The following is a 12,078-nucleotide window of genomic DNA, read 5'->3' on the forward strand; positions in this document are numbered from 1 at the left end:
CCTTAGTTATTTTTAGAAACTGAGTTATTTTGACTCGTTTTCATTTCAAAAAATCGCGAAACCTGATTAATGCCACCTGATTGATTGAGATCAAGAATAGTCTATTTAATCAGCGCTATAATTGGGCTTCGCTGTATCATTTGCACAATCAGTGCCAACTTTATCAATCCCCGTCATTACTGGTTTTCTTCTCAAAACTCATCTTATAAAAATGTCAAAAAGACCTTTTTTTTAAGTCAATAAGACTCTATTATGTTTATAAACACACAGTTAGAGTTTTTTATGCAAGATATCTCCGCATCTACCCTCATGGAAATGACCATTGGCCTCGCAAGTGGTGTCAACGATCAAGATCGTTTCAATCGCCTGATCGATGCCATTCGCAAAACCATAACGTGTGATTGTGTCGCGCTTTTAAGCCTTCAAGGCGACACGCTAGTACCTATCGCAATGCAAGGGCTCAGCCGAGATACGTTCGGTCGTCGCTTTATCATTTCAGAACACCCACGGTTTGAAGAGATCTGCGCGTCTCGCTCTCCTGTTCGTTTCGATGCTGACAGCTCCTTACCCGATCCTTTCGATGGTTTGCTTATTGACCATGATGGCGATTTACCAATGCATGCTTGTATGGGCTTGCCTTTGCTATTTGGCGATAAGCTCTTAGGCATTCTGACTCTAGACAGCTTGAAACCTGATGTCTTCGCGAATATTCCGGCGCGTAACCTTGAAGTACTGGCAGCTATTGCAGCCTCAACCATGCAGATGGCACTGACCTTCTCGCAACTTGAGCATCAAGCAAAACAGTCAAAGCAATTACTCGAAGAATTGAACGTAGAAGCGTGGGAACGTGACGGCGGTGAGTTGATTGGTAACAGTGACACCATGGTCGCGCTTAAGAACGACATCGCTGTTGTAGCTCCATCTGAGTTTAATATCTTGATTCATGGTGACACCGGGGTTGGTAAAGAGCTTGTGGCTCGCACCCTGCACCACCAATCTCAACGTAAACGTAACCCACTCGTCTACGTAAACTGTGCTGCAATTTCTGAAAACTTAGTAGAGAGTGAACTGTTTGGTCACGTTCGTGGCGCGTTCACTGGCGCAGACAAAAACCGCTTAGGTAAATTTGCTTTAGCCGATGGTGGCACACTGTTCCTTGATGAGATTGGTGAATTGCCTTTGGCCGCTCAAAGTAAGCTCCTACGTGCGCTGCAAAACAACGAAATCCAACCGGTTGGCCAAGACAACATTCAAACCATTGATGTGCGAGTATTGGCAGCGACAAACCGAGATCTAAAACAAGAAGTTGAAGACGGTCGATTCAGAGCCGATTTGTACCACCGATTGAGTGTGTATCCTATCGCGGTGCCAGCACTGAAAGATCGTGGTGACGACATCAACCTATTAGCGGGTTTCTTCTTAGAACAAGCGCGTCGTAAGCTTGGTATCAACCAAGTTAAGTTCCGCTCCGACGTTCTTTCTTTCCTAAACCGTTATGCTTGGCCGGGTAACGTGCGTGAACTTGAGCATGTGATCAGTCGTTCCGCATTGAAAGCGTTAGCGCGCAGCACCAATAAAAACCTGGTGACAATCACCAAGGAAGATTGTGGTCCTCTAGACCAAGATCAGCCAATTGCGACGACTCAGGTGAAAAACACACCATTATCGACACCAACGATCGACCTTTCTGCAGGGCTACGTGGTGCAACGGACGATTTTCAACGCAGTATCATTACTGAGGTGTTGGAAGATGCCAACTTTAACTGGGCACAAGCAGGGCGAGTTCTGAAAACAGACCGAGCAAATCTGACTCGACTGTCTAAGCGTTTAGGGCTAAATGTGGCTAAGTCTCATACGATCGAACGGACAAAATAGATATTAGCGGTTTGTTGCGAGCATCTGACAAAACTTGTGTATATAATGCTGCAAATTGTAACGCTAATTTTAAATATGTAGAGAGAGTTATGAAGTTTATCCGTTGGTTCTTAGGTCGTGTCATCTTGTTATTGAATTTTGTTTTCAGCCCACGTGGTGTGAAGCGTTCTCAAGAAGAACAAAGCAAAGTAAATGAGCAAGCAAAAACGCACACGTTATACCAATTCGAAGCGTGCCCATTTTGTGTGAAAGTGCGCCGCGCGATGAAACGTCAGTCGGTTCAATTTGAACTTCGTGATGCAAAAAACAACGAGCAACACCGTGCTGAGCTTGAAGCTGGCGGCGGTCGTGTGAAAGTGCCTTGTCTACGTATCGAAAAAGACGGTAAAACTGAGTGGATGTACGAATCTTCAGATATCGTGACTTACTTAGAAAAGCAGTTTGCATAAGCAATAAAGCAACAAAAGTCAGATACAAAAAATCCCTCGAATGTGAGGGATTTTTTATGTCTGTTATTTGGCGTTAATCGCTTCAAATTGGGCGCGAAAGTTCAAACGACTACTTCGTGACAATCAGCATCAATTCCACACGGCGGTTACACGCCTTGCCTTGCGCAGAAGCGTTCGTACAAGCTGGAACATACTCACCGAAGCCACGAGTATAGATGGAACGACTTGATACGTAGTTACTCTCTAATCGAGCCTTCACTTCTTTTGCTCGCTGCTCTGAAAGCGGATCATTGATTCGATCTGTGCCCGTGTTATCGGTGTGCCCTTCAATCACCACATCAATATCTTGGCGTTGAGCAAGGTAGCTGCCTAGCGTATCTAGCCATTGATTATACGCTGGCTCAGGGAATGCTGAACCTGTTTTAAAGTTCACGTGCTGCTCAAGCTTTACCATCACATGGTTACCCGGCAACACTTCAAAATCGATGCGGTTTTGTCTTAAAAAGACTTCCAGTGGGTCGTTAGTCGAAACGCCACGTCCGTAGTTGGTCGTGATGGTTCTGTGTTGATGAGTGCTACTCTGGATAGAGTACCCACGATTGCTTGCTACATGAGTCGTTTGAACCACACCCCATTCAGGATGCATCAAGTCGTAATCGGTTTGTGGTGCAGTCTCTAGCATGTCACCGCCAAGTAAGTCAGTTGGTGACGTGGCTTCACACCCAGCCAAAGCTATGCTTAACATTATCGCTAAATATCTCATTACTTCACCAACCACTCATGCAGATAAACCATTCACTAATGTCTATATCGGCACCGAGGGAAAAACTTTAGACGAAAAGAAAGCAGAACCCAAAAAAGTGCTGTTGATCACAGTTAACCGTCTACTAGCTTGTCTTCAGCCGCTAGTTCGAACTGTTTGCATTTATTTACCTTATAATTGTTTTCCAATTCGTACTAAATAGTTAGAATCTCACGACTTCTCAACGCTAGAGCAAACATTATGTTTAAACCATTTACTAAATTCATCACAGCACTCGCTGCCGTACTCATTATCGCGGGTTGTAGTGAAACAGACGAGCCACAAAAAGGCGTTCAATACGAAGCGCTTCCTACTGCTCTAACAGAATTTAACTTGTCTCCGATCACTGAAATCTTCTCTCTTAACTGTGGTCACTGCCGTCAAATGGAAAGTGCCATTCCAGAGATTGAATCTCTAACAGACCAAACTATTGGCAAGATGCACGTGACGTTCAACGAAAGCGCTCAAATCAGCGCAATGATCTACTACACAGCAGTGATGCAGCTTGATGCGACGCCTGACCACGCATTCATGGACGACCTATTTGGTGCCGTTCAAATGGGTGCAGATGCAACACCTGAGCAGCGTCAACAAGCACTAGAGACAGCGTTTACTTCTCGTGGTTTGGTTAGCCCATACCAGCTGAATAAAGAACAGCAAGTCGCTCTTTTCGACTACGTTAAGCAAGCAGAAGAGATCTCAGTAAAAGGTCAGATCAACTCAGTACCAACCTTTATCATCAACGGTAAATACCAAGTACTAACAGCAGGTCACCAAGACGTTGCTGGCATTGCAAAAACGATCAACTACCTTTTGACTCAACCATAATCACGGCTTTAGTCAACTGATTAACACATTTTGTATTAACTACGAAATTCAGCACTCAATATAAATAGGTTTTACTATGTCTAAATTTGTCATCCCGGTCATTGTCTTTCTTTTGGCGGGTTTCATGATTTACCGTACTTGGACGAATCATAAGTCTGGCGGAGAAAACTTCGAACAAGGCCAACAATTTCTAATTGAAAACGGCACTAAAGAAGGCGTGATTACGACTGAAAGCGGTCTTCAATACCTTGTTCTTGAAGAAGGTACAGGCACAGAGCACCCAACTAAGAACAGCAAAGTAACGGTTCACTACCACGGTACGCTAATCGACGGCACTGTTTTCGACAGCTCTGTTGAGCGCGGCGAGCCAATCTCATTTGCTCTTAAGCAAGTAATTAAAGGCTGGCAAGAAGGTTTGACTTACATGGTTGAAGGCCAAAAAGTTCGTCTATTCATTCCAAGCACTCTAGCTTACGGTAAAGGCGGTTCAGGCCCTATCCCACCATCATCGACTCTGATTTTTGATGTAGAACTCATCTCTATCAAATAATCGAAGTGATTGATTTAAGCCCCAACATACGCGCTATGTTGGGGCTTTTTTATATCTGAACATTTGATAGCACTTTGGCTATTTAGCTACTTAACTACCTAGCTACTGTAACAACGACCAAATATACCCTCAAAACTCGACCACTAGACGACTGGTCTAATTTAACTTATAGTACCGCCCATGAACGAAAAAACGAATGACACACGCCTGCATGTTTTAGATGTTGGCTATCAACTAATAGTAAACAACGGCTTTAACGGCGTTGGCTTATCGCAATTGCTTAAAGAAGCGGACGTGCCGAAAGGATCGTTTTACCACTACTTTAAATCTAAAGAGCAATTTGGCGAGGCGTTGATTCAACACTATTTTGAAAACTACATCACTAAGATTGAAGCAATTTTAGTACACGGTGAAGGTAATCATTATCAGCGAATCTTGAGCTATTTCTCGCTATGGGCGAAGACCGAAAACGGCACCTGCAATGCTCATAAATGCTTGGTCGTTAAACTCAGCGCGGAAGTTTCTGATCTTTCTGATCCTATGCGCCAAGCGCTATTAAAGGGTGCAGAAAAAGTGACGAATACCATCGAACAGTGCATTGTCGGCGGTATTGAAGATGGCTCCATAAAGGTTGAAGAGAGCCAAGAAGCAGCTCAGAACCTATACTCAATGTGGTTAGGCGCCAGCTTATTGAGCAAGCTGAGCCAAAGCTCACATAGCTTACAGTCAGCTTTGAGCCTTACCGAACGAATTTTAAAAGGTGAAAGCTAATAACGCGCAGCGCGCTTTATTGGCTTTAACTTAAAAAAATCACCCGCCCTCTTATCAATTTGATGACGGCGGGATTTTTAGACAACAAGACTAGACGACTGGTCTAATTCTAAATGTATAAAATACACAATTAAGGACATCCAATGACTCAACAAGACAATCGCCGAATCGTATTGGCTTCTCGCCCAGTTGGCGCACCGACTCAAGACAACTTCCGTTTAGAGACAATAGCTGCGCCAAGCATCAAAGACGGCGAGATGTTACTTCGCTCAGTTTACCTTTCTCTAGACCCATACATGCGTGGTCGTATGAGCGATGCTAAATCCTACGCAGATCCCGTTGCGATTGATGAGGTGATGGTTGGCGCAACCGTATGTCAGGTTGAAGAATCAAACCACGCTGATTACGAAGTTGGCGAATGGGTACTGGCTTACACAGGTTGGCAAGATCTTGGTGTGTCTAACGGTGAAGGCCTAATCAAACTCGGCAAAGAACCAACGCACCCTTCTTACGCGCTTGGCATCATGGGTATGCCTGGTTTTACCGCTTACATGGGCTTGCTTGATATCGGCCAACCTAAAGAAGGCGACACGCTAGTCGTTGCAGCAGCAACAGGTGCTGTAGGCGCAACCGTTGGACAAATCGGCAAACTAAAAGGCTGTCGTGTTATCGGCGTTGCAGGCGGTCAAGAGAAGTGTCAGTACGCGAAAGAGATTCTTGGCTTTGATGAATGCATCGACCACAAAGCTGACGACTTCGCGGAGCAATTGGCTAAAGCGTGTGACAACGGCATCGACGTTTACTTTGAAAACGTTGGCGGCAAGGTATTCGATGCAGTAATGCCTCTGCTTAACACAGGTGCTCGTATTCCTGTGTGTGGCCTTATCTCTCAATACAATGCGACTTCACTGCCTGAAGGACCAGATCGTATGTCTAGCCTGATGGGTATGCTGCTTGTTAAAAGAATTAAGATGCAAGGTTTCATCATCTTTGATGACTACGCACACCGTTACAACGAATTTGCTGTTCAAATGACAGAATGGTTGTCTCAAGGCAAGATGCACTATCGTGAGCACCTGGTTGAAGGTCTAGAAAATGCGCCACAAGCATTCATGGGCCTATTGGAAGGTCAGAACTTCGGTAAGCTTGTTATCAAAACGAACGAAGCTAAATAAATTCAATAAACTGAACCCGTTAACTAGGTAGAATCATGATTACTTTGCATCACCTGAATAAGTCGCGCTCAAAGCGCATCATCTGGCTATTGGAAGAGCTTGGGGTAGATTACCAAATCAAACCCTACCAACGAGACAGTGTCACTTTTCTTGCACCACCAGAACTCAAATCCATTCACCCATTGGGTAAATCTCCTGTCATTGAAGACGATGGCGTCGTGATCACTGAATCTGGTGCTATCACGGAATACCTAATCGACAAATACGGTCAGGGTAAGTTCGCACCTACACGCGGCACCGCAAACTACGTTGAGTATTCGCAATGGCTTCACTTCGCTGAGAGTTCAGGTATTTTGCCAATGTTACTTAAGATCTTTGTAATGAAGGACGGCTGCGAAACTAACTTCCTAGGCGGTTATGCAGACGACGAAAACCAAAAGATCCTCACTTACGTGAATAATGCACTTGAAGGTAAAACCTACTTGGTTGCAGACACACTAACAGGTGCAGATTTTATGATGTCGTTCATCGTAGAAATCGTGGGTAACTTTGGTGCAACTGCGCTTTACCCTAACATCGCTAAATACGGTGAACTTTTAAAGAGCCACCCTGCTTACCAAAAAGCTGAGCAAGTAGAGCTAGAACACTCGAACTGATCGAGTTTCACTCAAACACGTGCTTGCTAGAGTAAACACAAGAAACTAAATGAAGCCAAAGCCGATTTATCTTCTGCTTTGGCTTCTCATTTGTCTTCATTTCGACAACAATACCGAACTCTAACTGAACAGCCATAGAGTTTGATCTTAATGCCAACAAACCTCGCTCAATACACACCTCTGCACCTAGCAAACACGAATGTCGATTTAGCGCTACCGACTCGTTTTACGTTTCCGTATTACTATACCCCGCACCCTGTGTGTGAATTCGCTATGCTGCAGCTTCAGCAATCACTTGTCGACTGTGGTGTGAATGAAACCTCGCAAGGTAATCTCTACGCTGTGCTTCTTGTTCAGAATCCAACCACACAAGGGTTAGGTTACCTTTCTGCGTTTTCAGGCTTGCAGTTAGATCCGGCTTTGGTCTCTCAGTTAAACAACATTCACTTTGTTCCACCAGCCTTCGATTCAAAACAGTTTCAATCTCAAAACAGTGCGAACCTTGCTCGACAATTGCAGCTCTCGGACGACATTGAAAAGCTGCAACAGTCGCACAATCTAGACACATTATTGGCCGAGCTTGAAGGGTTAAAAATCGAATCAGCAAAAGCTATCGAAGCCTTTCAGTTAGCAATGGCCGCAAACAAAGCTCAGCGTAACGAACTCAGAGAACAAGCCAATCAAGAAAAAGCATTAGGGAATCTAGAGTCAGCGGCGAATTTGCTCAAACAACTGGGCAATCAAAGTAGCCAAGAGAAACGTGACCTAAAAGCACTTCGTATTGAGTGGAAACAGAAGATCGCAGAGCGCCAATCACAAATTGATTTGATTGAAAGCGAACTGAAAAACCGTAAGCAAGATCACCAAGCAGTTTCACAACAGTTGGAAACTCAACGCCTCTCTCACTATCGCTTTATCAATCAAGCCAAGCAATCTAAGAATTTACTCGAGTTGCTCGATGGTAAAGACGCGCTTGAAGGCTCTGGTGACTGCTGCCTACCAAAGCTGCTTAACTTCGCCTTTGAACACGGGTTCAAACCGTTAGCTTTGTCTGAATTTTGGTGGGGATTACCGCCTACAGACATCATTCGACAACACGCAAACCTCTACCCTGTTTGTCAGAGTAAAAGCTTTGAGATCCTCGAACACCAGTTAAGTGGCATAGAGCTAGAAGATAACCCGCTTATCGTGAACCCTGCGGTTGGTAAGTCTTTTAATATTGTTTATGAAGACGATGAAATCGTAGTCGTCAATAAGCCAGAAGAGTTCTTGTCGGTTCCCGGTAAGTTCATCGAAGATTCAGTTTATACCCGCATAAAAGCGCGTTACCCGGATGCGACTGGTCCTTTGATTATCCATAGGTTGGATATGTCGACGTCAGGTTTGTTGATCTTGGCGCTCACGGCGGAATCAAACAAGCATATTCAGAAGCAGTTCATTAATAGAACCGTAGAGAAACGCTACACCGCTTTGTTAGATGGCGAGATAACGGGCGAATCTGGCAATATCAGCCTTCCTTTGCGCGGCGACATCACGGACAGACCAAGACAACTGGTTTGTCACCAACACGGCCGAAATGCAGAGACCCATTGGCAAGTGGTTAGCACTCACAATTGCAAAACCAAGGTTCACTTGTACCCTAAAACAGGGCGAACCCACCAGCTGCGAGTGCACTGTGCTCATCCATTAGGGCTTGGTGTACCTATTCGTGGTGACGACTTATACGGATACAAACGCGAGCGCTTACACCTGCACGCTGGCTACTTAAAGTTGATTCACCCGACAACCGGTGAATGGATGGAGTTTGAAGTGCCTTCCGAGTTCTAAACTCTAACTTATCGAGCTAAGACTCTTATCTCACTCAATATTTGATCTCATAAAACGCATCAAGGTTCTACAACTGCTTAAGGTATAGAACCCTGATATTTAATTTTAATGTGATTATCACAGTTCATTAGCGTACTTTAGTTACTGAGTTCAATACTGCAGACGCCTAGCCCATCACATCTTTGCGCTGGTCAACACATTCGAAAGAGCCCATTTCGAACTCGCGACAGATCCATGGTCGGTTTTCGTAGATAGTACACATCAGTGTTTCTCTATCTACCGCAGAACACCAGCCGTCGTCTAAGCGCTTCATGGTTTCACCGCCCCATTCATCATAAGCGATGTGCTCTTCAGGTACGCCCGTATCTGTGATGATCATAACCTCTAAACGACAACAGCATGCCTGACAATTTGCACAGGTTACTTCGGGTTCGGTTACGTTCTTTATATCTATCGTCATAAGTGACTACACTGCTAAATTTTGCGTATAGTAATCGAAACCGCCCGCTACGGCTAATAAAGATAGTGCGGCGCGGCGTTTTCATTGATGTAGAAATAACAAAGGGCGCTGTGATTCACTCACAACACCCATAATATTTCGACTTTTAGCGCGGCTTATCGCCACAGGCTCTATTTAGAACAGGCTCGCGAAGAACAGCTTAACGTAGTCTATTAAACGTTTGAACAAACCGCCCTGTTCAACCGCTTCAAGCGCGATCAAAGGCTGAGTTTGAACATCTTCGCCATCAACGGTGTAATGAACCACACCTAGAGTTTGACCTTCTGCAATTGGCGCTTTCAGTTCAGAGTTAAGCTCGATAGATGCAGTCAGCTTTTTACTGTCTGACTTAGGCAACGTAATGAACGTGTCTTCTGCCACACCTAATTTCAATGTGTCTTGCTCACCAAACCATACCTTCTCTTCAGCCACTTGATCGCCGCCTTTATGCGGGTTTAGTGTATCGAAGAAACGGAAACCGTAGCTCAACAGCTGTTTGCTGTCTGATTCACGGCTCTTAACGCTTGATGCGCCCATCACAACCGCGATAAGTCTCATCTCACCTTGTGTCGCTGAACTCGCCAAACTGTAGCCAGCACCAGAGGTGTAGCCCGTTTTCATGCCATCAACGGTTAAGCTTCTATCACGCAACAAGCCATTACGGTTATGTTGAGTGATGCCGTTGTAACTGAAAGAGCGTTCGCTGTATAAGCCATACACATCCGGTAAATCACGAATAATGGCACGACCGAGTAACGCGATATCGTAAGGAGTCGAATAGAGGTCGTCTGCATCCAAACCATGTGCATTGGCAAAATGGGTGTTTTCTAGCTTCAGAGAGGTAGCCCAAGAGTTCATCAGGTCAACGAATGCATCTTGTGAGCCTGCAACATGCTCTGCAATCGCAACGCTAGCATCATTACCGGATTGAATAATCAAGCCACGATAAAGATCCATCATTGCTACATCGGTGTTTACTTCGATGAACATTTTTGAAGAGTCTGGGAAGTTCTTCGCCCACGCGTTCTCACTGATTCGTACCTGATCATCAGCAGAGATGTTGCCTCGCTTCATCTCTTGACCTGCCACATAGCTGGTCATCAGTTTGGTCAAGCTTGCTGGGTTTAACTTCGTATGTGCGTTTTTTTCTACCAGCACATCACCAGAATTAAAATCAATTAACACATACCCTTTTGCGCCTAGGCTAGGTGGGCTTGGTACTATAGAAGGTGCTGCGATAGCTGCATTACTTACCATCGCGGCGTTACTTACAATGAATATACTTAATAGAGGGAGAGAGTATTTGGAAAACAGTTTCATTGAATCAAACCTAAGTTAACGTTTTGAGCAGTATAGACAAATGCTAGCAAAAGAAGCGCGAACTTTACGTTGCTTTACGTATTTGTACCATTCGTTACAAATAAAAAAGTATAATCTGCGATCTGACCATATTTTCCACAACTAATATTTACTCCACGAATGCATTCAACGCCTAATGCTATCGCTCAGGCATGCGTCTAAATAACATTTCAACAAATCCAGTAATACGCTGTTTGCTCTCGCTTGGCTCTAAATCAGGTTGGATGCCAGACTGTGCTAATGCTTGCCATTGTACGACCTCTGAGTTAGGTACGAAAAACGCAATGTACAACGACCCTTTCTCCGCGACTTTACCTTCACCATCGTAAAATGGCACACCAGTAGATAGCTTAATCGCATCGAAGATAGACTCATCGTTCAGTTCCGATTCTTCCGCTAATCCAAAGCCTACAACAACATCACCGACACCATCCTGCTTTAACTGATAACCTTTACTTGAGAGCTGTTCTTGAATCGAATCACGCACTAAATCGGTTACCACGGTTTCATCGTATTTTTGAGAAAGGTAAACCTTTTCTGACTCAGGGTGCCAGGAGTACGTCATCACGCCGTGTTTCATGAAACCAAAGTCACCGCTAGTGACCACACCATAATTGTGTGTGGGTGGTATTTCTTGCGTAGAGCATGCGGTCAGCCCAATAGCCATCAAAGCCAATAGTGCTGCTTTTTTTATGCTTTTTGTTGCACAAATGGATCGTTTTATCATTCGAGGCTTCCTTACCTATATAAGAATAACTATCAATTCAATCTCCAACATAAATAGTAATTATGTTAATAGAAAGGTCATTAAACGTTTGCGTAATCGCTAACCTTCACCTCTGTCTGTTTTGGGGGTTTAATCACAAAAACAGAGTTGGTATAGTTCTCCCCGTTAAACAAAACCAGACCATTCGAGGCACGGAGCTTCCTCAATCATCTCATGAAGAGAAGAATTGGTACCGACAAAGTATCGGCAAATTTAAGAGGGTCAAACAATGGAATTCAATATGGTTGAAATTTTAGGTTACGCTGCGTCTATTATGGTCGCAATTTCATTAACAATGAAAGATATCGTTCGTCTGCGTGTCCTTAACTTTATTGGCTGTGCACTCTTCACAGCATACGGCATCATGATTGACGCATGGCCAGTTGCAGCCACCAACGGCTTTATCGCTTGTGTAAACATCTACTTCCTTGCAAAAATGCAAAAGGAAAAAAAAACGGAAGCGATGAAAGCAGCGAAAGCTTAAATTAACGATTAGCCTTTCAAATAATTCTGAAAAAGCC

13 protein-coding genes are annotated in these 12,078 nt (G+C 44.3%); 9 read left to right on the forward strand and 4 right to left on the reverse strand.

Annotated features, from left to right (window positions below):
- Positions 1-282 precede the first annotated feature (282 nt).
- Positions 283-1,875: a nitric oxide reductase transcriptional regulator NorR gene (gene norR, locus AB4371_RS16480; protein ID WP_372150352.1), complete on the forward strand. Its 1,593-nt coding sequence runs from the start codon at positions 283-285 to the stop codon at positions 1,873-1,875.
- An 89-nt stretch (positions 1,876-1,964) separates the two neighbouring features.
- Positions 1,965-2,324, forward strand: coding sequence for a glutaredoxin (locus AB4371_RS16485; RefSeq protein WP_017062638.1), 360 nt, complete (start codon positions 1,965-1,967; stop codon positions 2,322-2,324).
- 109 nt (positions 2,325-2,433) lie between these two features.
- Here AB4371_RS16485 and AB4371_RS16490 read toward each other — a convergent pair whose 3' ends face one another.
- On the reverse strand, positions 2,434-3,069 hold the full coding sequence (locus AB4371_RS16490; protein ID WP_029235219.1) for an OmpA family protein: 636 nt from the start codon (positions 3,067-3,069) through the stop codon (positions 2,434-2,436).
- A 258-nt stretch (positions 3,070-3,327) separates the two neighbouring features.
- Between AB4371_RS16490 and AB4371_RS16495 the strand changes: the two genes are divergently transcribed.
- The 6 genes from AB4371_RS16495 to AB4371_RS16520 all read left to right on the forward strand — a co-directional run bounded on the left by AB4371_RS16495 (position 3,328) and on the right by AB4371_RS16520 (position 8,933).
- Positions 3,328-3,954 carry a thioredoxin domain-containing protein gene (locus tag AB4371_RS16495; RefSeq protein ID WP_017062641.1) on the forward strand — a complete coding sequence of 209 codons (627 nt, stop codon included), beginning with the start codon at positions 3,328-3,330 and terminating at the stop codon, positions 3,952-3,954.
- Between the two features lie 76 nt (positions 3,955-4,030).
- Positions 4,031-4,504 (forward strand): FKBP-type peptidyl-prolyl cis-trans isomerase, encoded by a 474-nt coding sequence (locus tag AB4371_RS16500; RefSeq protein WP_017062642.1) that lies wholly within the window; start codon positions 4,031-4,033, stop codon positions 4,502-4,504.
- Positions 4,505-4,684: 180 nt separating this feature from the next.
- On the forward strand, positions 4,685-5,275 hold the full coding sequence (locus AB4371_RS16505; protein WP_136974728.1) for a TetR/AcrR family transcriptional regulator: 591 nt from the start codon (positions 4,685-4,687) through the stop codon (positions 5,273-5,275).
- Between the two features lie 143 nt (positions 5,276-5,418).
- Positions 5,419-6,450, forward strand: a complete 1,032-nt coding sequence (locus AB4371_RS16510) for an NADP-dependent oxidoreductase (RefSeq protein ID WP_372128240.1) — start codon at positions 5,419-5,421, stop codon at positions 6,448-6,450.
- A gap of 35 nt (positions 6,451-6,485) precedes the next feature.
- Positions 6,486-7,106, forward strand: a complete 621-nt coding sequence (locus AB4371_RS16515) for a glutathione S-transferase family protein (protein ID WP_017064479.1) — start codon at positions 6,486-6,488, stop codon at positions 7,104-7,106.
- A gap of 150 nt (positions 7,107-7,256) precedes the next feature.
- Positions 7,257-8,933: a pseudouridine synthase gene (locus AB4371_RS16520; RefSeq protein WP_372150353.1), complete on the forward strand. Its 1,677-nt coding sequence runs from the start codon at positions 7,257-7,259 to the stop codon at positions 8,931-8,933.
- Between the two features lie 166 nt (positions 8,934-9,099).
- Here AB4371_RS16520 and AB4371_RS16525 read toward each other — a convergent pair whose 3' ends face one another.
- The 3 genes from AB4371_RS16525 to AB4371_RS16535 all read right to left on the reverse strand — a co-directional run bounded on the left by AB4371_RS16525 (position 9,100) and on the right by AB4371_RS16535 (position 11,518).
- A complete protein-coding gene (locus tag AB4371_RS16525; protein ID WP_080582263.1) occupies positions 9,100-9,393 on the reverse strand; it encodes a YkgJ family cysteine cluster protein in 294 nt (97 codons plus the stop codon).
- A 174-nt stretch (positions 9,394-9,567) separates the two neighbouring features.
- Positions 9,568-10,752, reverse strand: coding sequence for a D-alanyl-D-alanine carboxypeptidase family protein (locus AB4371_RS16530; RefSeq protein WP_017064476.1), 1,185 nt, complete (start codon positions 10,750-10,752; stop codon positions 9,568-9,570).
- A gap of 178 nt (positions 10,753-10,930) precedes the next feature.
- Positions 10,931-11,518 (reverse strand): DUF4136 domain-containing protein, encoded by a 588-nt coding sequence (locus AB4371_RS16535; protein ID WP_017064475.1) that lies wholly within the window; start codon positions 11,516-11,518, stop codon positions 10,931-10,933.
- Positions 11,519-11,786: 268 nt separating this feature from the next.
- Here AB4371_RS16535 and AB4371_RS16540 point away from each other — a divergent pair, with 268 nt between their 5' ends.
- Positions 11,787-12,041, forward strand: a complete 255-nt coding sequence (locus AB4371_RS16540) for a YgjV family protein (RefSeq protein ID WP_017068159.1) — start codon at positions 11,787-11,789, stop codon at positions 12,039-12,041.
- Positions 12,042-12,078: the final 37 nt, after the last annotated feature.

The organism is Vibrio sp. 10N.261.51.A3, from assembly GCF_041471965.1.
Lineage (GTDB): Bacteria > Pseudomonadota > Gammaproteobacteria > Enterobacterales > Vibrionaceae > Vibrio > Vibrio crassostreae_C.